Annotated in this window: 27 protein-coding genes and 1 pseudogene; 21 read left to right on the top strand and 7 right to left on the bottom strand. The window is 67.7% G+C overall.

All coding sequences use genetic code 11. The features are described from left to right. Positions 1 to 19 precede the first annotated feature (19 nt). The 12 genes and pseudogenes from AC07PV_RS02670 (at position 20) to AC07PV_RS02615 (ending at position 13,796) form a co-directional block, all read left to right on the top strand. Positions 20 to 2,203 (top strand): TonB-dependent receptor, encoded by a 2,184-nt coding sequence (locus AC07PV_RS02670; protein ID WP_494629297.1) that lies wholly within the window; start codon positions 20 to 22, stop codon positions 2,201 to 2,203. Next, positions 2,203 to 2,940, top strand: coding sequence for an ABC transporter ATP-binding protein (locus AC07PV_RS02665; RefSeq protein WP_494629295.1), 738 nt, complete (start codon positions 2,203 to 2,205; stop codon positions 2,938 to 2,940). The genes AC07PV_RS02670 and AC07PV_RS02665 overlap by 1 nt, the downstream gene beginning before the upstream one ends. Next, positions 2,937 to 4,340, top strand: a complete 1,404-nt coding sequence (locus tag AC07PV_RS02660; RefSeq protein ID WP_494629293.1) for a DUF3526 domain-containing protein — start codon at positions 2,937 to 2,939, stop codon at positions 4,338 to 4,340. Before AC07PV_RS02665 ends, AC07PV_RS02660 begins: the two co-directional genes overlap by 4 nt. A gap of 35 nt (positions 4,341 to 4,375) precedes the next feature. After that, the gene (locus AC07PV_RS02655) at positions 4,376 to 5,680 is read left to right on the top strand and encodes a DUF3526 domain-containing protein (RefSeq protein WP_494629292.1); all 1,305 of its coding nucleotides are present in this window, start codon (positions 4,376 to 4,378) and stop codon (positions 5,678 to 5,680) included. 97 nt (positions 5,681 to 5,777) lie between these two features. Next, positions 5,778 to 5,900 (top strand): annotated as a pseudogene (locus tag AC07PV_RS02650) (IS481 family transposase); the annotation flags it as partial. A gap of 340 nt (positions 5,901 to 6,240) precedes the next feature. Next, positions 6,241 to 7,863, top strand: coding sequence for a PAS domain-containing protein (locus tag AC07PV_RS02645; RefSeq protein WP_369642450.1), 1,623 nt, complete (start codon positions 6,241 to 6,243; stop codon positions 7,861 to 7,863). A gap of 585 nt (positions 7,864 to 8,448) precedes the next feature. Then, complete coding sequence (locus AC07PV_RS02640; protein WP_494629290.1) at positions 8,449 to 9,150, top strand: IPTL-CTERM sorting domain-containing protein; 702 nt, start codon at positions 8,449 to 8,451, stop codon at positions 9,148 to 9,150. Between the two features lie 77 nt (positions 9,151 to 9,227). Continuing rightward, entirely contained in the window at positions 9,228 to 9,626 is a 399-nt protein-coding gene (locus tag AC07PV_RS02635; protein WP_494629289.1) for a hypothetical protein, read from the top strand. Positions 9,627 to 9,798: 172 nt separating this feature from the next. Next, positions 9,799 to 10,515: a response regulator transcription factor gene (locus AC07PV_RS02630; RefSeq protein ID WP_218295027.1), complete on the top strand. Its 717-nt coding sequence runs from the start codon at positions 9,799 to 9,801 to the stop codon at positions 10,513 to 10,515. Next, positions 10,512 to 11,882 (top strand): sensor histidine kinase, encoded by a 1,371-nt coding sequence (locus tag AC07PV_RS02625; protein WP_494629287.1) that lies wholly within the window; start codon positions 10,512 to 10,514, stop codon positions 11,880 to 11,882. The genes AC07PV_RS02630 and AC07PV_RS02625 overlap by 4 nt, the downstream gene beginning before the upstream one ends. A gap of 140 nt (positions 11,883 to 12,022) precedes the next feature. Next, a complete protein-coding gene (locus tag AC07PV_RS02620) occupies positions 12,023 to 13,096 on the top strand; it encodes an ABC transporter ATP-binding protein (protein ID WP_494629286.1) in 1,074 nt (357 codons plus the stop codon). Between the two features lie 7 nt (positions 13,097 to 13,103). Then, positions 13,104 to 13,796: an HAD family hydrolase gene (locus AC07PV_RS02615; RefSeq protein ID WP_494598193.1), complete on the top strand. Its 693-nt coding sequence runs from the start codon at positions 13,104 to 13,106 to the stop codon at positions 13,794 to 13,796. Positions 13,797 to 13,821: 25 nt separating this feature from the next. Here the strand turns inward: AC07PV_RS02615 and AC07PV_RS02610 are convergent, their stop codons facing one another. Next, entirely contained in the window at positions 13,822 to 14,364 is a 543-nt protein-coding gene (locus tag AC07PV_RS02610; protein ID WP_492245956.1) for a DUF1697 domain-containing protein, read from the bottom strand. A gap of 228 nt (positions 14,365 to 14,592) precedes the next feature. Between AC07PV_RS02610 and AC07PV_RS02605 the strand changes: the two genes are divergently transcribed. Beyond that, positions 14,593 to 15,564: an AEC family transporter gene (locus tag AC07PV_RS02605; RefSeq protein WP_369642456.1), complete on the top strand. Its 972-nt coding sequence runs from the start codon at positions 14,593 to 14,595 to the stop codon at positions 15,562 to 15,564. Between the two features lie 33 nt (positions 15,565 to 15,597). On the opposite strand, the gene AC07PV_RS02600 is transcribed toward AC07PV_RS02605, so the two are convergent. Together AC07PV_RS02600 and pdxH are read right to left on the bottom strand one after the other, a co-directional pair. After that, a complete protein-coding gene (locus AC07PV_RS02600; protein ID WP_492245958.1) occupies positions 15,598 to 15,993 on the bottom strand; it encodes a VOC family protein in 396 nt (131 codons plus the stop codon). 41 nt (positions 15,994 to 16,034) lie between these two features. Next, a complete protein-coding gene (gene pdxH / locus AC07PV_RS02595) occupies positions 16,035 to 16,673 on the bottom strand; it encodes a pyridoxamine 5'-phosphate oxidase (protein ID WP_492245959.1) in 639 nt (212 codons plus the stop codon). Between the two features lie 93 nt (positions 16,674 to 16,766). On the opposite strand from pdxH, the gene AC07PV_RS02590 reads away from it, so the two are divergent. The 5 genes from AC07PV_RS02590 to AC07PV_RS02570 all read left to right on the top strand — a co-directional run bounded on the left by AC07PV_RS02590 (position 16,767) and on the right by AC07PV_RS02570 (position 21,125). After that, positions 16,767 to 17,339 carry a TetR/AcrR family transcriptional regulator gene (locus AC07PV_RS02590; protein WP_192425053.1) on the top strand — a complete coding sequence of 191 codons (573 nt, stop codon included), beginning with the start codon at positions 16,767 to 16,769 and terminating at the stop codon, positions 17,337 to 17,339. A 184-nt stretch (positions 17,340 to 17,523) separates the two neighbouring features. Further along, complete coding sequence (locus AC07PV_RS02585) at positions 17,524 to 17,985, top strand: (2Fe-2S)-binding protein (protein WP_192425055.1); 462 nt, start codon at positions 17,524 to 17,526, stop codon at positions 17,983 to 17,985. Between the two features lie 129 nt (positions 17,986 to 18,114). After that, complete coding sequence (locus tag AC07PV_RS02580) at positions 18,115 to 20,295, top strand: xanthine dehydrogenase family protein molybdopterin-binding subunit (RefSeq protein WP_494629284.1); 2,181 nt, start codon at positions 18,115 to 18,117, stop codon at positions 20,293 to 20,295. 38 nt (positions 20,296 to 20,333) lie between these two features. After that, the gene (locus AC07PV_RS02575; protein ID WP_494600379.1) at positions 20,334 to 20,492 is read left to right on the top strand and encodes a hypothetical protein; all 159 of its coding nucleotides are present in this window, start codon (positions 20,334 to 20,336) and stop codon (positions 20,490 to 20,492) included. A 36-nt stretch (positions 20,493 to 20,528) separates the two neighbouring features. Continuing rightward, complete coding sequence (locus AC07PV_RS02570) at positions 20,529 to 21,125, top strand: nucleotidyltransferase family protein (RefSeq protein WP_494600378.1); 597 nt, start codon at positions 20,529 to 20,531, stop codon at positions 21,123 to 21,125. A gap of 100 nt (positions 21,126 to 21,225) precedes the next feature. On the opposite strand, the gene AC07PV_RS02565 is transcribed toward AC07PV_RS02570, so the two are convergent. Both AC07PV_RS02565 and AC07PV_RS02560 read right to left on the bottom strand, forming a co-directional pair. Continuing rightward, on the bottom strand, positions 21,226 to 21,756 hold the full coding sequence (locus AC07PV_RS02565) for a superoxide dismutase family protein (RefSeq protein WP_218295017.1): 531 nt from the start codon (positions 21,754 to 21,756) through the stop codon (positions 21,226 to 21,228). Positions 21,757 to 21,851: 95 nt separating this feature from the next. Then, positions 21,852 to 22,439, bottom strand: a complete 588-nt coding sequence (locus AC07PV_RS02560; RefSeq protein ID WP_218295016.1) for a gamma-glutamylcyclotransferase — start codon at positions 22,437 to 22,439, stop codon at positions 21,852 to 21,854. A 105-nt stretch (positions 22,440 to 22,544) separates the two neighbouring features. Between AC07PV_RS02560 and AC07PV_RS02555 the strand changes: the two genes are divergently transcribed. Continuing rightward, positions 22,545 to 23,063, top strand: a complete 519-nt coding sequence (locus AC07PV_RS02555) for an OmpA family protein (protein WP_218338581.1) — start codon at positions 22,545 to 22,547, stop codon at positions 23,061 to 23,063. Between the two features lie 130 nt (positions 23,064 to 23,193). On the opposite strand, the gene gloA is transcribed toward AC07PV_RS02555, so the two are convergent. Continuing rightward, a complete protein-coding gene (gene gloA / locus AC07PV_RS02550) occupies positions 23,194 to 23,607 on the bottom strand; it encodes a lactoylglutathione lyase (protein WP_010458830.1) in 414 nt (137 codons plus the stop codon). Next, positions 23,604 to 24,155: a PaaI family thioesterase gene (locus tag AC07PV_RS02545; protein WP_218295014.1), complete on the bottom strand. Its 552-nt coding sequence runs from the start codon at positions 24,153 to 24,155 to the stop codon at positions 23,604 to 23,606. Before AC07PV_RS02545 ends, gloA begins: the two co-directional genes overlap by 4 nt. A 79-nt stretch (positions 24,156 to 24,234) precedes the next feature. On the opposite strand from AC07PV_RS02545, the gene AC07PV_RS02540 reads away from it, so the two are divergent. Together AC07PV_RS02540 and AC07PV_RS02535 are read left to right on the top strand one after the other, a co-directional pair. Continuing rightward, positions 24,235 to 24,726, top strand: a complete 492-nt coding sequence (locus tag AC07PV_RS02540; RefSeq protein WP_218295013.1) for a MarR family winged helix-turn-helix transcriptional regulator — start codon at positions 24,235 to 24,237, stop codon at positions 24,724 to 24,726. Continuing rightward, the gene (locus AC07PV_RS02535; protein ID WP_494629283.1) at positions 24,716 to 26,032 is read left to right on the top strand and encodes an MFS transporter; all 1,317 of its coding nucleotides are present in this window, start codon (positions 24,716 to 24,718) and stop codon (positions 26,030 to 26,032) included. The genes AC07PV_RS02540 and AC07PV_RS02535 overlap by 11 nt, the downstream gene beginning before the upstream one ends. The last annotated feature ends 7 nt before the right edge of the window (positions 26,033 to 26,039 follow it).

Below are 26,039 nucleotides of genomic sequence, written 5' to 3'. Positions count from 1 at the left end.
TCCGTTGACGAAACCCGCCATGAACCCAACCCGTTTTTCCCCTTCTCCATCGCGCAGCCGTGCTGCGCTCAACCGCAAGCCCGTTGCCAAGCTCACTGCTGCCGCACTGGCGGCGGCACTGGTGCCGTGGGCCCATGCACAGACATCACAGGAACCTGCCGCAGCTTCCGCATCAGAAGCAATCACCCAGCCCGCACGCGCTCTTCCGGCAGTGGACGTGCTGGGCACGACCGCCCCCGCCACGCGCACGCCCGGCGAACGCGCTGCCGTCACGCTCCAGCCAGGCGCACTCCCCGCAACGGTGCAGCAACTCAACCAGGACGACATTGCCAACACCAATGTTGGCCGCGATATTTCCAACATCTTTCGCCGCGTGCCCGGCGTGCTGGCCAACAACATCGACCAGGGCGAAACCGGCAACGGATTTCGCATGCGCGGGTTTGCCACCCAGGGCACGCACGGCGCCGATACCGCCGTGTATGTTGACGGTGTGCCGCAGAACATTCCGTCCAGCCAGGGTGGGGCAGGGCACGGCCCGGTGTTTCTGGAATGGCTCCACGCCGACCTGATCGACGGCGTGGACCTCATCAAAGGTCCTATCTCTGCCTTGTATGGCGACCAGAACCGCGCAGGCGCTGTTGACATCCGTACCCGCAACGGCGGCAGTGCCACGCCGTCTAGCGTCAGTATCAGCGCCGAGCGCCATGGCCTGCGCCGCAGTACCCTGGTGCTGTCCAACACCATTCCCACCAGCTTTTCCACCATCGACTCGCTGTGGATGGCCGATGTGTACCACAACGATGGCTACCGCTATGCGTCCCGCACCGGCCGCGACACGTTGTTCTGGAAGCTGTCTACCCAGCACCAAGGCGCCCGCTACAGCCTGCGCGTGATGCGCTACGTGGCCGACTTTGATGCGCCTGGGTATCTGCTGCTGCCCGCGCTGGAAGCTGGGCTGGACCCACGCTCCACCCAATCGAACAACGCCGGCTTCGGGAATGCGCGGCGTACCAGCCTGGTGTTCAACCGCGCCCCGGCCGAAGGTGAGGCGGGCTGGTATGCCACGGCCTATGCGGAGAGCCTCAATCGCAAACGCGGCATCACGGCCAACACCACCCACCATACGGTGGGCGTGGACGACCGGGACATCCTTGGCGCGCGCGTGCTGCACAACACCACGTTTGGCAATGCCGCCATCGCCTTCGGCGCCGAGCTGCGCAAGGACCGTGGCGACGCCTACCGCCAGATCTATGTCAACCGCGCACCATCGGCCAACTACGTCAATGCGCAAGACCTGGACCTGCTGACCTACGGGCTGTTTGCGCAGGGCCAGTGGCGCGTGACCGATACCCTCAAACTGAGCGCCGGTGCGCGCTACGACCGGTTTGACTACGACATCGCCAACCTCAAGCTGCCCGCGGCCAGCACCGGCTACGACAAGGGCGTGTTCACGCCCAAGCTGGGCGCGTCGTGGTCGCTCACACCGCAGGTGGAGTTGTTTGCCAACGTGGCCGAAGGCATGCGGTCGCCTTCGGCCGAGCAGATCAGCAGCAGCGGCGCCACCGGCCCGCTGGGTGCGACAGGCGGTGTCATCAGCCAGATCGCGCCTAGCAAGGTGCGTTCGTTCGACTTGGGCTTCACCGCATCGCCTGCCAGCGGCTGGACAGTGTCGGGCGTGGGGTACGCCATTCAGAATTCCGACGAAATCGTGGGTCAGGCCGATGGCTCTTTCAAATCGGTGGGCGAGACCACGCGCAAAGGGCTGGAGCTGGAAGCCCGCTGGCGCGCCAGCAGCGCCACCAGCGTGTACGCCAGCATCGGCAAGATCCTGGAGGCCAAGGTGGACAACCCGGCACCCAATACCGGTGCAAAGCTCACGGTGCCTGCCACGCAACTCAAGGCCGGGGCCCAGCACAAGCTGCGGCTGGGCGAAGGCCAGCTCACACTCAATGCAGATGCCTACCTGATCGCGGACATGCCGTACTGCGTGGGCACGCCCGCCACGCAAGAGCGCACCATGCCTCTGTACACGCGCTATGACCTGCGCGCCACGTACGACTGGAAGCAGACGCAGCTGTCGCTGTACGCCACTTTCCAGCCCCACCGCTACGGCACCGAAATCGCCTACGGCAGTGCCGCAGGGCTGATGATGTCGCCCCTTCCCCGCAGCACGTTTGGCGCCACACTGCGCTACTTCTTCTGATGGAAGCCGCGGCCATTCTTGAGACCCGCGCCCTCACCATCCGACGGGGCGACCAGGTCTCGCTGCAGGCGCTCAACCTAGCGGTCACGGCGGGCAGCGTGTATGCGCTGCTGGGCGGCAACGGCGCGGGCAAAACCACCACGCTGAACGCGCTGCTGGGTTTTGTTCCCGCCGCGTCGGGCCAGGCACTGGTCAACGGGGTGGACGCCTCGCTGCAGCCGCAGCAGGCACGCGCTCACCTGGCGTATCTGCCCGAGAACGTGGCGCTGTACCCCTACCTGTCGGGGGTGGAGAACCTGCGCTACTTCTGCAAGCTGTCAGACATTGCACTCGACAGCGCGCAAGCGCACGACCTGCTCACAGCGTCGGGCCTGGCACCCGATGCACAAGGCCGCCGGGTTGGCGGGTATTCAAAGGGCATGCGGCAAAAGGTAGGCCTGGCGACTGCCAAAGCGCGCCGTGCCCGTGCCATGCTGCTGGACGAGCCCACCTCCGGGCTGGACCCTGCTGCTGCCAACGAGTTTGCGCAAAGCGTGCTCCAGGCCAAGCAGGGCGGTATGGCCGTGCTGATGGCCACACACGACCTGTTCAATGCCATTCAGGTGGCTGACCGCATCGGCATCCTTCGCGAAGGGCGCCTGGTGGCGGAGTTTGCCGCGCACGACATCGCCCACAACGAGCTGGAGCGCATCTACCTGCAGCATGCGCGCGGCGTGGTGGAGGACACCGCACCATGATCGCATCCATCGCCGCCAAGGAGATGCGCGCGTTGCTGCGCGACGGGCGCTTGTCGGGACTCGGGCTGGTGCTGGTACTGCTGTTGGCGGCCGTGCTGGTGTCGGCCGTGCACCAGCGCCAGGTGGCAGAACAGGAGCGCCATCAGGTCGAGGCCGCCGCGCGTGCGCAGTGGGATCACCAGGGCGACCGCAACCCCCACCGTGCAGCGCACTTCGGGCTGTATGCGTTCAAGCCTCAACTGCCACTGTCCAGCGTAGACCCTGGCATCCATGCGCGCACCGGTCAGGCGCTGTGGCTGGAGCCGCACAAGCGCAACATGGCGCTGCACGCACCCGCCGCTGACGCCGCCCCGTCCATGGGCCTGGGCGACTTCACCCCGGCGTTTGTGCTGCTGGCGCTGGTGCCATTGCTGCTCGCCGTGCTGGGCCATGGCTCTGTCACGCAAGAACGGGAGCAGGGCACCCTGCGCATGCTGCATGCGTGTGGAATGCGCGGCGTGCCGCTGGTACTGGGCAAGTGGCTGGGGCTGTGTGCCAGCGTGGCCCTGGTGCTGGCACCCGCTGCGCTGGTTGCAGGCTGGCTGCTGGCTGCACGGCAGGGTGCGGCTGAGGCCGCAATGCTGCTGGCGGCGCTCGGTGCGTACTACGCCACCTGGGCGGCCGTCACGGTCGGGGTGTCGTCCAGGTGTCGCACTTCGCGCGGCGCGCTGCTGGTGTTGCTGGCGCTGTGGGTGGGCTGGGTGTTCATCGTGCCGCGCCTGGCGGCGTCCACGGTCGAGGCGCTGGCGCCACTGCCCACGGGCGAGGCGTTCTGGGCCGGTATCCAGCGCGACATTGACCAGGGCCTGCCGGGGGAGGGCAGCGCCGCCCAGCGCATGAAGGCGTTTGACGCACAACTGCTGGCCGACAACGGCGTGGCGCGCCTGGAAGACCTGCCCTTTGGCGCCAATGCCAAGCGCCGCCTGTTCAGGGATGCGTATGCCACCAAGGTGTACGCACTCCATTTCGGCCAGTTGCGGGACACGCAGGCACAGCAGCAATACCTGCTGCGATGGCTGACCGCCGTATCGCCCTACGCCCCGATGCGGGCCGTGACCAGCGCACTGGCGGGCACCGACCTGGCCCACCAGCAGCACTTTGAAGAAGCCGCCGAGCAATACCGCGAGCGCTTCACCACCCTGGTGGACGAATGGGACCTGCAAGCTACCCAGGGGGTCACTTCGTTCGAGAGCCGCTACGCAGGCAACGCGCTGTGGCAGGCGATTCCGGAGTGGACTTACACACCACCCGGCATCGGCTTTGCGCTGCGCCACAGCGCCGCTGACTGGGCTGCCCTGGCGGCCTGGCTGCTGGCGGCCCTGACGGCACTCTGCCTGGGCGCCAGGAGGCTGAACCCTTGACGGCCCTTGTCACCACTACAACCACAACCCGTCGCATGCCATATCCACGCCTCATCCATTGGCAGGCCGAGGGCCTGCGCTTGTACCGCCAACCCGTGGCGTGGTGGGCGCTGGCCGCGCTTTTGCTGGTGCTGTTGGCCTCTGCCACCGTGGCGGGCCTGGACGCCCGAGCCTGGCGCCAAGCCGCAGCGCAGGACGAAACCGCATTCGCCGACAAACTGCACGCCCAGCAACTGCGCCTGCAGGCCAGCCCCGCACCCAGCGCGGCCAGTGCCACCGCCACCTACCAGCTGGGCCGCAGCGATCTGGGCGTCACCCGCATGCCGGTAGAGGCAGGCCTGGCGCTGGGCGTGCAGCGGCTGCAGGTCTTGCCGTCGCGCACCAAGGCGTCGCTCGACACCCGGCATGTCGATTCGCGCGACCCGGGTCCGCTGCGCAACCCTTTGCTCACGGACACCGGTTTGCCCGGCCTGCCAGCCATGGTGGCGCTGCTGCTGCCGCTGGTGGCCCTGGTGCTGTGCGCCGGGCTGCTGCAGGAAGAGCGTGAGCAGGGCCGGCTGGGCCTGCTGCGGGTGCAGTCGCACTACGGCATCGGCCCCATCCTGCTCGCCGCTCTGGGCTGGAGGCTGCTGGCGCTGTGGATGGTTGCGGTGGCAGCCACCATGCCGGCGCTGCTGCTGGACCCTGGTGCCACCGCTGCGGTCGCCTTGCAGTGGGCTGCCGCGCTGGGCGCGTTCTGCGCGTTGTGGGTGGCACTGGGCGGCATCTTGTCGTGCCTGCCCATCAGCGGCGCCACCAGCATACTGGCTGCGCTGGGGCTGTGGCTGGCGTTGACGTTTGCCGTGCCCGCGGGTCTGGTGTTGCTGGCGCAAAAAGCCGCGCCCCTGCCATCGCGCCTGTCAGCCGTGGTGGCCCTGCGCGACGCACAGCACCAGGCCGAGGACAACGAGCAGGCGCTGGCCGAAGCCTGGTACGACGAACACCCGCACATCCCCGCGCAACAGCCCGCTGCATGGCCCGCCAGCTTTGTAGTGCGCGTGCTGGACCAGGACGAAACGCTGCAGCCCTTGGTGGAACAGTTCCGCCAAAGCCGTGTACGGCAAGCCCAACAGGTGTCGGCATGGTCATGGCTGTCACCCGGCCTGGCGCTGGCGCTATATGGCGAACGGCTCGCCGGCACAGATGTGGACAGCCACACGCGCTACCAGCAGCAGGTGGACGCATTTGAGCAGCGGTGGAGAGCGTTCTTGGTGCCGCGCGTGATGAGCAAACAGGGAATGCGGGTCGAAGAACTGCGGCAGCTGCCTCGGTTTGAAGAACCACATGGCCACCCTGGCTAGATGTGAGGATTCAATAGGTTGTATCCGGTGTTCATCCGGATTGGGTTGAGAGACTGGAAGTCGCCAAACACCCAGTCGACTCAGGACACCCAACCGAATGAACATCCATAAGCGCGCCCGACTTACGTTTGCCCGTCGCCTGGAGATGGTCCAGCAGATGACGCTGCAGGGCCTGAGCGCTGCACAAGCCGCTGCTGTACAAGGTGTCCGACCGCCCACAGCCAGTTCAGCAGCGGTGCGCCGTGGCAGTCGCACCCTCAAGGCCGACAACCGGACGGGTTGGCTGGCCTACGCACCTACATCCTTTGTCAAGACTGCCGGGCCGTTGGTAAGGCGCAATCTGACGGTGGGCGTGAACGTGGCGTTCTGACGGGCGATGCCGTCGTGATGTGCACGAGCGCCCGCAGGGGGAGGGCGTTGCTGGCTTGCACCCTATCGCTGCACCAAACCACCGAAACAACGGGGCCGCAAGTGCCATAAACCCGTGCCATACTTGATCTTACGTGGTTGATTTTGCTATCCGTTGGATGTATTTGCCCCCCTTTTTGCAACAGCCCTGCATGCCCACCACTCCCACGCCGTCCGCAAAGCTGCTGCAACTGTTACCCGAGGCGGTGGTGCAAACCGATGCGCTGTGGGAGATCACTTATCTGAATCCGGCGTGGCACAAGCTCACCGGCCATTCGGTGGCGGTGGCGCTTGGCAGGTCTTTGCTTGAATTCGTGCATCCCGACGACATCGGCACCATGCGCTCGGGCATGCCGGTGTTCCGCTTGCGCTTTGCCGACGCGGACTATCGCTGGGTGCGTCTGCAGCTCCACCCGGAGACGGATGCGGCGGATCGGGTGATCAGCCGCCAGGGTGTCCTGATCGAGATCACCGAGGTCACCGAGCAGGTGCTGGTGGAAATTCGCCAGCGCTTTCTGCGCTTGCTGGAAACCATTGATGGAGTGGTTTGGGAAGCTGAAATCGGCGTGGGCAATACCTTTCTGAGCCCGCAGGTCGAACGCTTGTTCGGCTACTCCGTGGAGGAGTGGCGGGCCGACCCCGGCTTCTGGCGGGCGCATGTGCATCCCGATGATCTGGAGGCGGCCTTGGTGATCGACGATGCCGCCTACAACGCCACGCACAGCCATGCCTACGAGATGAGCTACCGGCTGATTGCCAAGTCTGGCAAGGTGGTATGGGTGCGCGATCTGTGCCGTGCAGTGGTCGAGCCGGGGCGACCGAACCGCATGATCGGCCTGATGATCGACGTCACCCAGCAGAAGAACACCGAACTCGAGTTGTTGCGCTCCGAAAACCGCTATTCGCTGGCGACGCGCGGATCCAATGACGGCATCTGGTATTGGGACTTGCGAACGGATGCCCTGCATGTGTCCGGGCGTTTTCTCCAGATCGTCGGGCTGGGTAGCGCCGATATTGTGCATAGCGGAGGCTGGCGCTTTCTTGAGCAGCTCATCGATCCCGAGGATCGCGGGCGCGTGCAGGAGGCCTACCGCAGGCACCTATCGGGGAACAGCCCGAACTTTTCGGTGGATTTCCGCGCGTTCCACGGGGCGGGGCGGCTGGTGTGGGTCAATTGGCGCGGGCTCGCCGAGTTCGAAGACGGCGTTGCGGTGCGCATGGCGGGCTCCTTGAGCGATCTGGCCGAACGTGGCAGTTCCTACGATGCGCTGACCAACTTGCCCGGCCGGCCATTGTTCCGCGATCGCCTCGCTCATCTCATCGCGCTGCACCAGAACGAGGTGGCGAACGGTGGTGGCATGCCGACACGCGATGGAGCCACGATGTTCGCCGTGCTGCTGCTGGATCTCAACAGTTTCAAGGCCGTCAATGACAGCTACGGGCACCACGTGGGCGACCAGCTATTGCAACAGGTGGCACGGCGGCTCGAATCCTGCGTGCGGACGGGGGATCTGGTCGCCCGCATGGGTGGCGACGAGTTCAATGTGCTGCTGGAGTCCATTGATCCCGCTGAAGCCAGCCAACGCGCGGAGCAGATTGCCGCCGCCCTGGAAGTGCCTTACGTGATTGGCAGGCACACCGTGATCAGTGGTGCGAGTATCGGATTGGCCAGCAGCGCATCCACGCTGGCGACGGTCGACGACTACCTGCGCGCTGCAGACACCGCCATGTACCGGGCCAAAAGTCAGTCATTGGGCGTGTGCGTGTTTCCATAAAGCGTGTCGGGGACAATTGCCTGCGAGGCTGTCGCATGGCTTGCCTTCCTCATCCCCTTCTGGTTTTCGGTGGTTTCGCTGGGGTGCTTCCAGTCTGGAACCAGGGGGGGTTACTGCTGGTCGATGTGCTGCCTCCGATGGAGGCCGGCAATCGAACATGTTTTTGGACTTCTGCGCCTGTTCATCAAGCGCTGGCAGCTATTGTAAATATAGCAATCGATGACATCCCGGCCTCGCGTTGACCGTGGCAGGCCTTGACGGATGGGGCACGCTTGGCGCCAGCCAACCCAAGGGGCCTTGCCTTGATCAGGACGAAAAACGGGCTCTCCAGAGCTTGGCGCGCTGGCACCTGAACACCGGCACTTCAGCGACGAATTCAAAGATGCCGGTCAGAAGACCGGTCACGATGCTCAGGGCAGAGGCGGGTCAAGCGGGATACGCCGGGCCCGGATCCAGGGCGCAACCGCGCGGCCCGCACGGGTAACATGCTGAGGCGCCGAGGCTGGCATGGGCGGCGCTCGGCGCAGTCAAGGGGGACCCAGTGCCCGGGACGGCGCAACGTGCTCACCAACCGTGGAAACCAAAATGTTCAAAAAGATCGTCTGGAAGTGGCTGGGATCGCTTGCTTGTTTGCTGGGCGCAGCGGGGGCGGCTCAAGCGCAGTCCACCACCTACGTGGCCACCGCGGCGGGCAACTACACGGGTTTCACAAACTTCACGGTGTGCGGCACGCCACCGTGCCAGAACTTCACCACGGCGATGAACACGTCTGGCTCGTTCACGACCACCGCGCCGCTGGCCGCCAACCTGGCGTCTGCACAGTTGGGCGCCTTGGTCTCGGCCTTCAGTTTTTCAGATGGCCTCACCACGTACACCCATGCAGACCCGAGCGTCCGGGTCTGGAACTTCCGCGTCACGACCGATGCGAGCGGCGCGATCACGGGTGTGAACATTCTGATCCAGCGCTGGATTTCTGGCACGGCTCCCCACGGCATCGGTGACCGGTTTTCCTTCTTTGAGACCAGCACCACATCAGCAAGGCACAACATGTTCTGCAGCGGGATCGCCGTTTCCACCGCAGGCGTGGCAGATTCATGCGGCTTCGCCGGCAGCGATACCAGCACCTCTTCTGCAATCCCTGTTTCGCTGGTGTGGTCTGCCGCGGTGGCGGCTTCTTCCATACCAACCCTTTCCGAATGGGCGTTGATGGCCATGGCGGTGTGGATGGCCATGGTGGCCTTCCAGCGGCTGCAGCGCCGTGACGGCAAGCGCCACGGGCAGCGCTGACGTCACCGGCCTGCCAGCTCAAGCTGCCGCCGGCGCACGCCGCACCATCCCGCCAACCCCTTGCGCGAGGTGCCCGGTTGCTGGATTTCATCTTCGTGCTGCCCACGTTCGTCCGGGCCTGCGGGCCGATTCAGGCCACTGCCGAAGGTGCCCGGCAGGCCTTCTTTTCTTTCGGAACGCAGATGAACCGCGAAGCACTTCATGGGTTGCTGGTGAACACGCTGGGGCTGGTGCCCCAGCCGTTGGCGAACGCCGTGTCGTGCACCTACTTTCACCAGAAGGTGGAATGGCATCCGGCGCGCAGCACCCGGGTGTTCCGCGTCCTCTTCGATGCCGGCGGGGAGCCCGACCGCATCCAGCTGTGCGCGTCCTCCGACAACAACAACACGGTGCTGATCGGCCGCCCGTTCAGCGCCCAGGCTTTGACGGAACTGGCGGTTCAGGAAATAAGGCGGATCGAGGCGCGGATGGCCTAGAGAAGGGACAGGGCGCGGCGGGCAGCACAGGCCCTTGTGCGGGCTGGCGGGGTTTCACCCACCGTGGGCCGCGCCCGCCCGCGCCGCGCTCCGCACGCTTTCGACTTGCTTTCACCCGGCCTCCGTAGAAGCACAGTGGCCGGCCCCCCCGGCGGGAGGGCATGATCGCGGGATGAAACTGCTGTTGGTGGAGGACGATTTTGACCTGGCCGGAGCCCTGAGCCGCAGCCTGGTGGCGCGCGGCTTCGAGGTGCTGTGCTGCGCGGATGGCAAGGAGGCCCTGGCCGCGGCGCGGCGCACGGCCTTCGACGTGATCACGCTCGACCTGTCGCTGCCGGGCCTGGACGGCCTGGAGGTGCTGCGGCGCCTGCGCGACGGCGGCAGCACCACGCCCGTGCTGGCGCTGACGGCCCGCGCCGCGGTGACCGACCGCGTGGCCGGGCTGGAGGCCGGGGCCGACGACTACCTGGCCAAGCCCTTCGACCTGGACGAGCTGGTGGCGCGCCTGCGGGCCCTGACGCGGCGGGTGGGGCGCGACGGGCAGCTGCGCTGCGGCGCGCTCTACCGCGACCCGGCCAGCGGCGTGTTCTACAACGAGGCGCTGCCGCTGGACCTGTCGCAGCGCGAAGCCGAGCTGCTGCGGCTCCTGATGTCGCGCATCGACCGCGTGGTGAGCAAGGAAGAGCTGCGCACGCAGGTGTTCGCCGACACGGGCGAGCAGGTGCAGGCCGACGCGGTGGAGGTGGTGGTGCACCGCCTGCGCAAGAAATTGGTGGGCACCAATGCCGAGATCGTGACCCTGCGCGGCGTGGGCTACCTGCTGTGCGACGCCGACAGCATGGCCGCGCAAAAAGGCGACAAATCGGACAAGGGCGGGGTACCCCGGTGAGTGTGCGCAGGTGGTGGCGGCCGTGGCGCCCCCGGGGCGGTTCGCTGCACCGGCTGCTGCTGGTGTGGCTGCTGGTTCCACTGTGGGCGCTGGTGGCGCTGATCACCCTGGTGCAGGTGGCACAGCAGGTGCGGCACGATGCCGCCGCGCAGGACGATGCACTGCGCGCGGCGCTGGCGGACTGGCCCGTGGCGCCGCCCGACACACTGCCCACGGCGCATGGCTCCACGCCGGTCTGGTATCGCGAAAGCAACCTGGATGGCGAGCGCCTGGCCGGCAGCGCCGCCCTGCCGCGCGTGCCCCCCGCCGAAGCCGCGCGGGGCCCGGGCAATGTGCATTTCTACCTGGCGCAGGCGGGGGACCAGCTGGTGCGGGTGGCGGTCACGCTGCACCCGCCCCCGGTGGCGCAAGGAGGGCAGGGCGCCGCCCCCGTGGTGGTGCGACAGGTGGCCCGCCCCTGGAGCGAACGCGCGCCCCGGCTGCCCAGCCTGGCCGTCGGCGGGGCGGGCGTGGGCGGGATGTACCTGCTGGCGCTGGCCATGACGGCCATGGTGGTGGTGGTGTCGCGCGTGGCATCGGGCTGGCTGCTCCATGCCGATGTGTCGCTCACCCGGCCGGGCGCCGGGAACCCGGACCACGGCGACGAAGGCCCCTCGGAGCTGGCGCCCGCCGTGCGGCACTTTGGCGAGCTGCAGCAAAGCCAGAGCCGCTGGATCGACGAGCAGCGGCGCTTTCTGGCCGATGCCACGCACCAGCTGCGCACCCCCATGGCGGTGCTGCGCACGCAGCTGCAGTCGGCCATTTCCGGCGACGTGCTGGTCGCCGATGCGCTGCACCAGATGTTGCACACGGTGGACCGGGCCTCCGGCCTGGCCAACCAGCTGCTGAGCCTGAGCAAGGTGGAGCAGCTCAAGCGTGTGGGCGAGCTGCCCAGCGTGGACCTGAACGCCATCGCGCGCGAGGCCGTCATGGAGCTGGCGCCGCTGATCGCCGCCAAGCGCCTGGATTTCGCGCTCGAGGGCCCCGAGGCGCTGTGGGCCCCCGGCGACGCCGCCCTGCTGGGCGAGCTCATGCGCAACCTGCTGGCCAACGCCATCCACCACACGCCCGCGCACGGGCGGCTGGGCGTGCTGCTGCGCGACAGCACTGGCCACAAGGAGGTGCTGGTGTGGGACGAAGGCCCGGGCATCGACGACGCCGTGCGCCAGCGGCTGTTCCAGCCGTTTTCCGCCGGCAAGGGCGGCGTGGGCCTGGGGCTGTCGATCTGCCGCCAGATCGCCGAGGCCATGGGCGCCGAGGTCACGCTGTTCAACCGCCTCGACCAGGGCCAGGTCATCGGCGTGGACGCCCTGCTGGCCTGGGGCTGAGCGCATGCCGTCCCACCCATGCCGGCTTTCGGTTTTTTTCACCCACCAGTCCCGGACCTGGCATCGCATCCCGGCAAAGTGCTCGCGCGGCTCCAGCAGGACTTTGAACAGGCTTTCGGACACCTTCACGCATGCCCACCATGACGAACCCCGATTCCCACGGCATTGAATTCCAGGGCGTGAGCAAGCGCTATGGCCCCGGCAGCCATGACCCGCTGGCCGTGGACCACATCAGCTTCACCGTGCCGCGCGGCACGCTCACCACCATCCTGGGCCCTTCGGGCTGCGGCAAGACGACCACGCTGCGCATGATCGCCGGGCTCGAGTCCCCGACCTCGGGGCGCATCCTCATCGAAGGCCAGGATGTGACCGCCCTCGGCCCCGCGCAGCGCAATGTGAGCCTGGTGTTCCAGAGCTATGCGCTGTTTCCGCACATGAACGTCATCGACAACGTGTGCTATGGCCTCGCCATGTCGGACATGAAGAAGGGGCCGGCCCGCGAGAAGGCGCGCGCCATGCTCGACACCGTGGGCCTGCACGGCCTGGACCTGCGCAGGCCCCACGAGCTCTCGGGCGGGCAGCAGCAGCGCGTGGCGCTGGCCCGGGCGCTGGCGCTGGAGCCGGCGGTGCTGCTGTTCGACGAGCCGCTGTCCAACCTGGACGCACGCCTGCGGCGCTCCATGCGCGAGGAAATCCGCACGCTGCAGCAGCGCCTGCGGCTGACGGTGGCCTACGTCACCCACGACCAGAGCGAGGCCCTGGCGGTCAGCGACCAGATCATGGTGATGAACAAGGGCGCCATCGCCCAGCGCGGCGCGCCCAGCGAGCTGTACGAGCAGCCCGCGTCCGAGTTCGTGGCGGGCTTCATGGGCGAGGCCATGCTGTTCGAGGGCCGCAACCACGCCGGCGGCCCGGCGGGCGCCAGCCATGCCGAGTTCGGCCCGCTGCGCGTGCCGTCTCCCGCCTCGCTGGCCTCCGGCCCGGTGAAGATCGCGGTGCGGCCCGAGGCCTGGGTCATCGGGCCCGCCACCGCCACCGGCGTGGCCGCGCGGCTGACCAAGCGCACCTACCTGGGCAGCATCATGGAATACACCTTCGCCAGCGCGCTGGGCGAGATTTTCGTGGTCTCGCCCCTGGTGAAGTCGCCCTTGGACGTGGGCGCCCCCGTGAGCCTGACGCTGGCGGACCACGGGGTGTCCGTGGTGGCGGGGTGAGCGCACGATGGAGCACTGCGCCGTAGCGATTTTCGATCTGGACAACTGCCTGCTCGACGCACGGGCCGTGGGGCCGCTGTTCGAGCCCGCGTTCGAGGCCATCCGGCAGGCCAACCAGGGGGCGCTGGCCCCCGCCATGCTGGAGCAGGCCCTGTACCAATGCTGGTTCACGGCGTTTGACCTGGTGGCCGAGCGCTACCGCTTCACCCCGGCCATGCGCGCGGCGGGCTGGCGGCAGTTCAGCCAATTGCAGGTGCGCGCCCCGCTGCACGGCTACCCCGACATCGGCCTGCTGCCGCGCATTCCCCTGCGGCGCTACCTGGTCACCAGCGGCTTTCGGCGCCTGCAGGACAGCAAGATCGACGCCCTGGGCATCCGGCCCTGGTTTGAACAGGTGTTCATCGACGCGGTGGACGACCGCCCGGCGAGCGATGGCGCACCGCACGGCAAGCAGCCGATTTTCGAGCAGATCCTGGCGCGCGAAGGCTGCGCACCCCGGCACGCGCTGGTGATCGGCGACAACCCCTTGTCCGAACTCGCGGCCGGGCGCGCGCTGGGGGCCACCACCGTGCAGACCGTGCGGCCCGGCGTGCGGCCCTGGGAGCTGGCCGACCACCAGGTGCAGGGGCTGGAGGGCGTGCTGCAGCTGCTGTCGCCGCGCGGCCCGCCGCACACGGGCGAAGGGCCGGCAAGGGCCTGAGCGCGGGCGCGGGCCCCTGGCCTTGTCAGCCGTGCTTGCGCACCAGCCGGGCCACCGTGCCCCAGGTGCGCGTGGTGGCCGGCAGGCCGAGCTGCTGCTCGGCAAAGACGTTCGGGTTTCCCATGGTCTTGCCGACAAGGTGGTTGTACGACAGGGCCTCGGAGCCGGTGTAGAGCAGCACGCGCACGTCCTCGCGGGCATTGCAGGTGGGCAGCGGGGGCAGCAGCTTCGCGCCGTCGTGCAGGAAGGTCACGTAGAAGTCGTAGATGGGCGGCGCCTTGGCCATGCCCTCGAACGGATCGCGCGCCAGCAGCGTGTGCAGATAGGCCATGCTGCGCAGAAACACGGGTTCATCGAATCCATGCCCGCCGCGCAGCGACCGCTGCACCGTGCGGACAATCCCCTGCGCGGGCCGCACGCCGCGCGCGCTGAAGGCGACCGTGCCATTGGTCTGGAACGAGGCGGCCTCATCAGCGCCAGCTTGCAAGAACGCGCTTTCCAGTGCCATGCGCGACGGTGCATGTCCATGGCCGAGGTTCAGGTTGCGGAAGAAGGCGGCGAACTTCATGGACGCAGGGGGCAGGGCGGTGTTCCAGAATACAGGAGGGCGCCAGGCCCGGCGGGCGGGTCCGCGCAGACGGACGCTGCCTTGCACGCGCATTGAATCAGGCCAAAATGCCATCTGGCGCTGTATCCACTTGCGCCGCCAGCTATCGAAAATATAGCACCCCGGAGCCCGGGGCCCGCCGGCCAGGCGCACAATACGCGCCCACCTGTCCGCCGTTGGTTTCTGATCTTGAACTCCGCCGTCTTCACCTCGCTGATCCCCGTCATCCTGTTCATCGCCCTCGGCTTCTACGTGGGGCAGCGCGGCTGGATACGGGCGGCCGCGGTGAAGGACCTGGCCAACCTGGTGTTCATGGTGCTCACGCCCGCGCTGCTGTTCCGCACCATGAGCACGGTGCGCATCCAGGACCTCGACTTCGGCCCCGTGGGCATCTACTTCGTGGCGTTTGGCATCGTGTATGCGGCCACGCTGGCGCTGCAGGGCTTCAACACCCTGGCGGCGGCGCGGGCCCTGGCCAACACCTTCAGCAACACGCTCATGATCGGCGTGCCGCTGGTGGGCCTGGTGTTTGGCGACGCGGGCCTGGTCACGCTGTTCACGCTGATCTCGGTGCACTCGCTGATCCTGCTGACCGCCGCCACCGTGGTGTTCGAACTCGCGGCGGCGCGCGAGCATGCGGCCGCGGACGGCGGCGGTGGCGGGGCGCACCAGCCCCTGTGGCGCACGGTGCTGCAGGCCATGCGCAACGGCATCGTGCACCCCGTGCCGCTGCCCATCATCGCGGGCCTGCTGTTCGCGCAGACCGGGCTGGTGGTGCCGCAGGTGGTGGACAAGCCCCTGCTGCTGCTGGGCCAGGCCCTGGGGCCCATCGCGCTGCTGCTGGTGGGCGTGACGCTCGCCTTCACCAGGGTGGGACGCCATTTCAGGGCCGCGATGCGCATCGCCCTGGTCAAGTGCGTGGCGCACCCCCTCGTGCTGGCAGCGCTGGGCTGGGCGCTGGGCCTGTCGGGCCTGCCGCTGGCCGTGATGATCGTGGCGGCCTCGCTGCCCGTGGGCGCCAACGTGTTTCTGTTCGCGCAGCGCTATGGCGTGGCCGAGGACGAGGTGACGGCGAGCGTGGCGGTGTCCACCGCGCTGGGCCTGGTGACGATGCCGGTGGTGATCCTGGCGGTGACGCGCTGGGTGGTGGCAGCGCCGTAAACGCGGCCTGCGAAGGCGATCGGGCGCGGTGGCTCAGGCGTCCTCGGGGACGTGGCAGGCCACGCAGAGCTTGTTGCCGTCGGGATCCCGGAAATACGCGCCGTAGTAGTGGGCGTGGTACTGCGGGCGCAGGCCCGGCGGGCCGTCGCAATGGCCGCCATGGGCCAAGGCCGCGGCGTGCACGGCATCCACCTGCGCGCGGCTGCGGGCGGCAAAAGCCGTCATCTGGCCATTGCCCGGCGCGTGCGCGCCTTCAAAGGGGATGCCGATGAGAAAGAGGGGGCGGGGGTCGGGGCTGCTCTGCCAGCCGGCCCAGGGGCGGGATGGGTCTACAAAGCGCTGAGCGACGCCCAGGGCAGCCATCAGCGGCTGGTAGAAGGCCAGGGCGCGGTCGAAATCCGTCACGCCCACGAAGATGTGCGAAAACATGCTGCTCCTTGTCGGTGCTGGTGCCGCCGGGCAGGAGAGGTTCAGGGCGCCAGGCGCTCCCGCACCCACTCCCCCGCATCCATCCGATACCGCAGCCGGTCATGCAGGCGGCTCTTGCGCCCCTGCCAGAACTCCCACTGGTCCGGCTTCAGGCGGTACCCGCCCCAGTGCGGCGGGCGGGGCGGTTTCAGCAAGAACTGCGCGCCGTACCTGGCGGCATTGGCCACCAGCACGCCCCGGCCAGAGATCACCTGGCTTTGCGGACTGGCCCAGGCGCCGATGCGCGAGTCGAGCGGACGGCTGTTGAAATACGCGTCGCTTTCTTCGTCGCTGACTTTCTCCACAATGCCTTCGATGCGCACCACGCGTTCCAGCTCCACCCAGTGGAACTGCACGGCCGCATAGGGATTGCCCGCGATCTGGCGGCCCTTGCGGCTGTCATAGTTGGTGAACCAGACGATGCCGCGCTCGTCGTAGCCCTTGATGAGCACGATGCGGGTGCTGGGGCGCAGGTCGCTGCCCACGGTGGCCAGGGTCATGGCGTTGGGCTCGGGCACTTCGGCGCTGATGGCTTCCTGGAGCCACTGGTCAAACTGCTGCAGGGGGGCGGCGTGCGAGGCGTCTTCGTTGAGTTCAGCGCGCTCGTAGCTCTTGCGAAGGTCGGCGATGGAGGTGGTCATGGGCACGATTGTGCACGCCGGTTTTGTGGCGTCGCGGGGCCTTCCGTGGCCCCGGTTGTTGCCGAATGGATATTCGCTTATATTGACACACCGATGAAACCCAAAGACGACGAAAAACAGCGCGCCATTGCCCAGGCCACCTTCGAGCTGGTGGCCCAGACGGGCCTGAGCGGCCTGACCCTGGCCGACATCGCCCGCGCAGCGGGCATTGCCACCAGCACGCTGTATGTGTATTACCCGTCCAAGGATGAACTCATCAGCCAGCTCTACCAGGATGCCAAGACGGTCACGGCCGCCCGCATCATGGAAGGCATCGCGCCCGGCATGCCCTACCGCGCCCGCGTGCGGCGCGCCTGGGGCAACCTGCTGCGGCACCGGCTGGACCAATATGCCGAGGTGGTGTTCCAGGAGCAGTACTACAACTCGCCCTGGTTCACCGAGGGCAACCGCGAATTCTCGACCCGCCTGATGGCCGGTTTTTTTGCGCTCATGGAAGAGGGCCAGCAGCAGGAGATCTTGAAGGCCGTGCCGATACCGCTGCTCACCGCCAGCCTGGTGGGGTCGGTGCGAGAGACGGGCAACCTGATCCGCACCAAGGTGCTGCCCGACGAAGACGCCGTGCACCAGATGGCTTTTGGGCTGTGCTGGGACGCCTTGAAGGCCTGAGCGGGAGACAGCGATGCTTTTTTGCCGCCCGGGGTTGATCTTTTAATCGAATTCATATTCTCTTAAAAATGCCACGCACCACGCTCCAACCCCTTCACGGCCGATGGCGTCGCTGACGCCGCCCCCCCTGTCTCCTTGACCGCGCCCGCAACACAACAACACCTTCCCCACGGAGAACCCCGCGATGCCCACCCTCAACATCAATGGCAAAGACACGGCTGTGGATGCCGATGAATCCACTCCCATCCTCTGGGCCCTGCGCGACACGCTGGGCATGACCGGCACCAAGTTCGGCTGCGGCCAGGCCTTGTGCGGGGCCTGCACGGTGCACCTGAACGGCGCGCCGGTGCGCTCGTGCATCACGCCGATCTCGGCCGCTGCGGGGCAGAAGATCACCACCATCGAGGCCGTCACGGCCAGCGACAAGGTGGGCAAGGCCGTGCACGCCGCCTGGGTGAAACACGACGTGGCGCAATGCGGCTACTGCCAGAGCGGCCAGATCATGAGCGCCACCGCCTTGCTCAAGGGCAAGAAGAAGCCGAGCGACGCCGACATCGACGCCGCCATGTCGGGCAATGTGTGCCGTTGCGGCACCTATGTGCGCATTCGCGCGGCCATCCATGACGCTGCCAAGACCCTGGCTTGATTGAAGGAGAACACCATGCACTTCGACGCACAGGCCCTGCAGGGCCAGGCCCATGTTTTCATGCCAAAACACCTTCTGGCGCTTATGGATAAAGCGCAAGCAGCTACCAATTCAGGAGTAAACGGTGCAATGGAAGGCATCGGAGGTCTCGCACGGCGCACCTTCCTCAAGGTGTCGGCGGCTTCGGGCTTTGCCCTGGGCGCGTTTCCGCTGGTGGCCACAGCGCAGGGCGCAGGGGCCGCCGCCGCACCCACAGGCCTCAAGCCGTTCGAGCAGCCTTCAGCCTTTGTCCGCATCGACGCCGATGGCACGGTCACCGTCACCATCAACCGCCTGGACTTCGGCCAGGGCGTGCAGACAGGCCTGCCCATGATCCTGGCCGAGGAGCTGGACGCCGACTGGAGCAAGGTGCGCAGCGTGCACGGCGATGCCAACCAGGCCTATGCCGACCCGATGATGGGCATGCACCTCACGGGCGGCTCCAACTCCATCAAGAACTCGTACACCCAGTACCGCGAGCTGGGCGCCCGCACCCGCGCCATGCTGGTCTCGGCCGCCGCGGCGCAGTGGGGCGTGGATGCCTCGGCACTGCGCGCCAGCAATGGCTTCGTCGTCGGCCCTGGCGGCAAGAAGCTGGGCTACGGCGCGCTGGCCGAAGCGGCCATGAAGCAGCCCGTGCCCGAAAAGGTCACCCTGAAGGACCCCAAGCAGTTCCGCCTCATCGGCAAGCCCACCGGGCGGCTCGATGCCAAGGCCAAGTCGAGCGGCCAGCAGGACTACGGCATCGACGTGCGCCTGCCCGGCATGCTGACGGCCGTGGTGGCCCGCCCGCCCGTGTTTGGCGCCAAGCTGAAGTCGCTGGACGACAGCGCCGCCAAGGCCATCAAGGGCGTGAAGGCCGTGCTGCGCGTGCCCACCGACCGGGGCGGCGAGGGCGTGGCCATCGTGGCCGATGGTTACTGGCCCGCCAAGCAGGGGCGCGACGCTCTAAAGGTGGAATGGGACACCAGCGCGGTGGGCAAGCCCGACACCACGGCACTGCTGGCGCAGTACCGCGAACTGGCCGCCAAGCCCGGCAACGTGGCCATGCAGGCCGACATGGCGCCGCTGGCGGGTGCGGCCCACAAGATCAGCGCCGAGTTCGTCTTCCCGTATCTGGCGCACGCGCCCATGGAACCGCTCAACTGCACGGTGAAGCTCGATGGCGATAAGGCCGAGCTGTGGATGGGCACGCAGATGCCCGGCCTGGACGCCATGGCCGCCGCCAAAACCCTGGGCCTGCAGCCGCAGAACATCAAGGTGAACACGCAGATGGCCGGTGGTGGCTTTGGCCGCCGCGCCATCCCCACCAGCGACTACGTGGTGGAGGCCTGCGGCGTGGCCAAGGCCGCGCGCACGGCGGGCATCACCGCGCCGGTGCGCACCCTCTGGAGCCGCGAGGACGACATCAAGGGCGGCTACTACCGCCCCATGCACGTGCACCGCGCCGAAATCGGGTTCGACGCACAGGGCAAGATCCTGGCGTGGGACCACACCATCGTCGGTCAGTCCATCACCAAGGGTTCGCCGTTCGAGGCCTTCATGGTCAAGAACGGCATCGACGCCACGACCACCGAGGGCATGGGCGAGCCGTACAACGTGCCCATGAAGCTGTCGGTGCACCACCCCGACGTGAACGTGCCGGTGCTGTGGTGGCGCAGCGTGGGCTCCACCCACACGGCCTACGCCATGGAAACCCTCATCGACGAAGTGGCGCGCACCACGAAGCAAGACCCCGTGGCCTACCGCATGGCCCTGATGGGCGACAAGCACCCCCGCCACAAGGCCGCGCTGCAGCTGGCCGTGGCCCAGTCGGGCTACGGCAGGAAGAAGCTGGCGGCCGGCCGCGCCTGGGGCGTGGCGGTGCATGAATCGTTCGAGTCGGTGGTCGCCTATGTGGTCGAGGCCTCCGTCAAGGACGGCACGCCCAAGCTGCACACGATCACGGCCGGCGTGCACTGCAACCTGGTGGTCAACCCCAAGAGCGTGGAAGCCCAGGTGCAGGGCGCGGCGCTGATGGGCCTGTCGATGTGCCTGCCCGGCGGCGCCATCACGCTCAAGGACGGCGTGGTGGAGCAGAGCAATTTTGGCGACTTTGCCGTGCCGCGCATCACCGACATGCCGCAGGTGACGGTGCACATCGTGCCCAGCGCCGACCCACCCAAGGGCATGGGCGAGCCCGGCCTGCCGCCGCTGGCGCCGGCGTTCGCCAACGCCATCGCGCAACTCACGGGCAAGACCCCGCGCGAGCTGCCGTTCAAGCTCGCCTGACGGCGTTGGCGCCCGGGGAGGGCAGGGAAGGAGGGGGCATGCCATCACCGGCACGCGCCCTGCTGCAGGCGTCCCCGGCGGGCCGCCCCGCGCTGGCGCACGAGATGGCGGCGCCAGTGCTGTTCCAGCTGCCGGGCGCCGCCAGCTTCATCCGCGTCCACCACCTGGTGGTGGACGGCGGCTCTACGCTGGCCTGAGGCGCGCGGCGGCCGCGTTGCCGTAGCATGCTGGCAATGTCCACCCCGCACCTCGCCGATACCCCCCCCATGAAGCCGGACGGGCCGCCGGTGCCCGTCGTGCTGGTGCTGGCCTCCGGCCGGGGCGCGCGTTTCGCGGCCTCCGGCGGCCAGGTGCACAAGCTGCGCGCGCTGCTGGCCGGGCTGCCGGTGCTGGAGCACACCCTGAACGCCGTGCGTGCCAGCGGGCTCGCCTGGCACCTCGAGGACGCGGGCCATCCAGGCATGGGCGATTCGATCGCGGCGGCCGTGCGCGCCACGGCGGGGGCGGGCGGCTGGCTGGTGCTGCCCGGCGACCTGCCGCTGGTCCAGCCCGCGACGCTGCGCACCATGGCGGCGGCCCTGGGGCGCTGCGCGGTGGCCATTCCGCTGTTCCACGGAGAACGCGGCCATCCGGTGGCTTTTGCCGCGCCGTGCCTGCCGGATCTGCTGGCGCTCTCCGGCGAACAGGGCGCTGCCGGCGTGGTGCGCCAGCAGACGCTGCGGGGCGGGGTCCGGACCGTGGACGTGCAGGACGAAGGCACGGTGACGGACATCGACACGGTGCAGGACCTCGCGCGGGCCGAGCGCATCCTGGCCGCGCGCCGGGCCTGACACCCGCAAAGGAAACGACCCGCTGGCCGAGGTCGCGGCGAGCGGGTCGTGTGCCGGACGCGCCCTGCCGGCGCGCCGTCTTTTCCTTTTTCGGCGGTCTCTACTTCGCTGCGATGACAGCGCAGGCCAGGCGCGGGCCGGCGTTGCCCGTGGGCTGGGTCTTGTAGTCGTCGGGGTCGCGGTGCACGATCAGGCCCTTGCCCACGATGTCGTTGGCCGTGCTGCCCACGCGGATCGTTCGCGACTCGAAGCTGAAGGTGGCCACGCCGTTGGCATCCGCCTTCAGGCTGGGCAGGTCACCCGTGTGGTGCTCGCCCGCGCCGTGGTGGCCGTGCGGCTTGCCGCCCGGGTTGAAGTGGCCGCCGGCGCTCATGCCGTCGCCGCTGGAGCAGTCGCCCTTTTCATGGATATGGAAACCGTGTTCGGCGCCCGGCTTGAGCCCGCGGACCTCGCCCGACACCTTCACCACGTCGCCGGACTGGGCAAACGCCACCGTGCCCGAGGTGGTGCTGCCGCGCGTGGGCTCCAGCTTGGCCGTGGCAGACGGGCCCGACGAATAGGCGGCGCAGCCCGCCAGGGCCAGCACGGCGATGGACGAGAGCCCGAAGGCCCAACGATTCCTTTGCTTCATCAAATACTCCTTGAACGTTAAGAGACGGTGCATCATGCGGACGCCCTGCGCGCTGGTGCAAGACAGGGAGCAGGTTCGCCCGCCAAAAGTGTGCACTATTTGTGGGTCAGCGCAAGCAGCCTGGCGAGCGCGCGGTCGTGGATGCCGTGTTTGCGCAGTTCCTCGTACGTGGCCTGGGCATAGTCGCGCGTGGTGCCAAAACGGCCGCAGGCCTGCGCGAAGATGCGGCGGTACTCGTCGTCGGGCAGCTCCCCCGTGTGGTTGGGGCTTTTTCGTGACAAAGTGAAAGCGAGCGCGGACACGGTCCCCTGGGGCGTGCGGCAGGGCAGCCAGCGCGGGTCGTACACGGCCGTGACCATCTCGCGCTGCCACAGGTTGATGAGCACCTGCCGGGCATGCGCCTTGTCCACGCGGAAGACCATGCCCCGGCAGCTGCCGCCCGACAGCATGCCGAACACCAGGCCCGGGCATTCCGGCGTGCCGCGGTTGATGCGGCTCCACATCCGGAGCGCCCGGTGCCAGCCGTGCACCTTGGCGGCGCGGCGCTCGGCGTAGTCGAAATCCGGGCGCCAGATGAGCGAGCCGTAGCCAAAGATCCACAGGTCGTCGTGGCCACCCCATTCCTTGAGCGCGCGCTCCAGCATGGGGGCCGGGTCGCGAAGGGGCGCGGGAAGATTCGTCATGCGATCACTCTACAATCGAAAGCTTTGCTTCAGCGCCCTGGGGACTTGCGCCGCGAGGTTCCAGGGCCGCCACACCTTCTTTTTTCATCACTTCGGGGATCTCCAATGTCTAGTTCTGACGACGATAGCCAACAACGTTTCGCCCTGGGTTTCCTGTTCGCCCTGATCGCACTGGTGATCTCCGTGGTGGTGGGCACCGTGGTGGTCAAGCGTGTCGGCGCTTCCGGCGCCGTCAAGCCCGCGCCCGCCACGGCCGTTGCAGCCAGCGCGCCCGCCGTGGTCGCCGCCGCTGACGTGGCCAGCGTCCGGGTGGAAAACGGCGTGGTGAAGTTCTACTTTGCCAGCGCCAAGGCCGACCTTGCCGCAGGCGCCAACGAAGCCCTGGCCGACGTGGTCAAGGGCGTGGCCGAAGGCAAGAAGGCCGTGATCTCGGGCTTTCACGACGCCACGGGCGACGCCGCCCTGAATGCCGAGCTGGCCAAGCAACGCGCCTTTGCAGTGCGCGATGCGCTCAAGGGCCTGGGCGTGGCGGAAGACAAGATCGAGCTGAAGAAGCCCGAAGAAACCACCGCCACCGGCAGCAACGCCGAAGCGCGCCGCGTGGAAGTGGCCCTGGGCGCCTAGTCCCTGTGCAGTGACCTCCAGCAGGTCGCCCCATGAAAAAACCCGGCAATGCCGGGTTTTTTTATGGGTTCGAATTTGCCTCTAGCGCTTATCCATCATGCGCCAGCAGCTATATATTTGATAGTTATTATTAGCGCAAGCCTGCGCCACCAGTCCCCTCGGCGCGCTGGATCAATTCAATCTTGTAGCCATCGGGATCCGTCACAAACGCGATGACCGTGGTGCCGCCCTTGACGGGACCCGCTTCGCGCGTGACGTTGCCGCCCGAGGCCTTGATCTTCTCGCACGCGGCGTACGCATCGGGCACGCCCAGCGCGATGTGGCCATAGGCGGTGCCCATCTCGTAGCTCTCGGTGCCCCAGTTGTAGGTCAGCTCGATCTCGGCCTGGCCGGGGTTGCCGCCGTCAAAGCCCAGGAAGGCCAGCGAGTACTTGTACTCGGGGTTCTCGGACTGGCGCAGCAGTTGCATGCCGAGCACCTGGGTATAGAAATCAATCGAGCGTTGAAGGTTGCCAACGCGCAGCATCGTGTGGAGGAATTTCATCCCTTCGATTGTGCAGGCATGTCAAAAACCAGGCAGGTGGTGGTGGCGTGGGCATACAGCGTGCCGTCGGGCCCCACCAGGCGGGCCTCGGCCGTGGCCAGCTGGCGCCCGCAGTGGATCACGCGGCCTTCGGCGCGCACGCGCTGCACCTTGGGCGTGAGCGCCTTGACGAGGTTCACGCCCAGCTCGGCCGTGGTGTAGCCGCGCCCCGGCTGCATGCGCGTGTGCACGGCGCAGCCCAGGGCCGAGTCGAGCAGGGTGGCGAACCAGCCCCCGTGTACGGTGCCCATGGGGTTCAGGTGGGCCGCGCCAGGGGTTCCCTGGAAGATGGCCAGGCCTTCGCCCACCTCCATCAGCTGGAAGTCCAGCGTGCGGGCGATGGGAGGGTAGGGCAGTTCACCGCGCAGCATGGCCTGCATCATCTGCAGGCCGTTCAGGCCGGCGACCTGGTCGGGGCGCGAGACCCCCGCGCCCACGCCGGCCTCCAGGCGGGCTGCGATTTCACGCTCTTGCGCGAGCCATTGCTCGAGTTGGTTGTTCTGGGTCATGCGATACCTCGGAAGGGAATGGGGTTGATGGGCCAGCCGGCTAGTTGCATATGCAATTATTGCAGATACAATTGATCGCATGCAAGCTGAAATCACCCCCGCAAACGCGCCTGCCGCCGTGCCGCCCCAGGGCTGCACCAACTTCAAGCTGCGCCAGCTGATGCGGCGCGTGGCGCACCACTATGACACCGAGATGGCCCGGTGCGGGCTCAAGACCACGCAGTACTCGCTGCTGTCGCACGTGCTCAAGCTCGGGCCCATCCGTCCGGGCGACCTCGCGGTGGAAATGAAGATGGACGCCTCCACGCTCACCCGCAACCTGCGGCCCCTGGTGGATGCCGGCTGGGTCACGCTGGAGGCGGGAGCCGATGCGCGCAGCCGGCTGGTGCACATCACCGACGCGGGGCGCGACAAGCGTGCGCAGGCCCAGCGCTGCTGGAAAGTGGCGCAGCTGTCCCTCAACGACACCCTGGGCGCGGAGCGCGTGAACGCCCTGCATGCGCTGGTGGACGACTCCCTGGCTTTGCTGGCCAGCATGCAGGAAAAGCAGGAGCACGGCGATGACGAATGACACCCAACCTTCCCGCAACCTGGGCGGCGGCAACGTGTTCGCGGCGCCCGCCGCTCCTGCCACCCCGGGCTCACCGGGCGCACGGGGCACACCGATCGCGCTGTGGCTCGTGCTGCTGGCCGCTGCGGGCGCGTTCGCCCTCACCATGGGCACGCGCCAGACCATGGGCCTGTTCCTGTCGGCGCTCAACACGTCCACCGCGCTGGGCATTGGCAGCATCAGCCTGGCCTTTGCGTTCGGCCAGCTCTGGTGGGGCCTGACCCAGCCGTTTGCGGGGGCGGTGGCCGACCGCATCGGCACGGGCCGCGTGATCCTGCTGGGCGTGGCGCTGGTGGCGCTGGGCACCTTCATCACGCCCTACATGACCACCACGGTCGGGTTGATTTTTGCGATTGGCGTGTTGGCCGCCGGCGGCGCGGGCATGGCCGGGCCGTCGGTGCTGATGGCGGCCACCGCGCGGCTGGTACCCGCCCACAAGCGCGGGCTGGCCAGCGGCATCGTCAACGCGGGCGGGTCGTTCGGGCAGTTCGTGATGGCGCCCATTGCCATTGGCCTGACCGCCGCGGTAGGCTGGGCCAGTGCCATGCAGTGGCTGGGTGTGCTGGTGCTGCTGGCGCTGCCTGCGGTGTGGGTGCTCCGGGGCAATTCGAACGCCTTGGCCGCGCAGGCCGCCGCCGCATCCGGCCAGAAGGCACTGACGGCGCGCGAGGCCATCGCGCAGGCGCTGGCCACGCCGAGCTACCGGTATCTGGCGGCGGGCTTTCTGGTGTGCGGCTTTCACGTGGCGTTCCTGGCCACGCACCTGCCGGGCGTCATCGCCGCATGTGGCCTGCCGCCTGAGATCGGCGGATGGTCGCTGGCCATGATCGGCTTGTTCAACATTGTCGGCAGCCTGGCCATGGGCTGGGCCGTGGGGCGCTGGCGCATGAAGTCGTTGCTGTCGCTGCTGTATGCCACGCGCGGCCTGGCGGTGCTGATCTTCTTGCTGACGCCCAAGACGCCCGCCGTGGTGCTGGTCTTTGCCGCCGTGATGGGTGTGACGTTTCTCTCCACCGTGCCCCCCACGGTGGGGCTGGTGGCCAAGATGTTCGGCACGGCCAACATGGCCATGCTGTTTGGCATCGTGATGCTGGCGCACCAGATTGGCGGATTCTTCGGTGCCTATCTGGGCGGTACCGTCTTCCAGGCCACCGGCAGCTATGACTGGGTCTGGTACATCGACATCGTGCTGGCCGTGGGCGCGGCCCTGGTCAACCTGCCGATCCGCGAAGCCCGCCTGGTGCGCCCCGCGCCCGCCGCAGCCTGACCACGAC

This window comes from Acidovorax sp. GW821-FHT09A11 (assembly GCF_059418365.1).
This window is presented reverse-complemented; position numbering and strand designations above follow the sequence as displayed.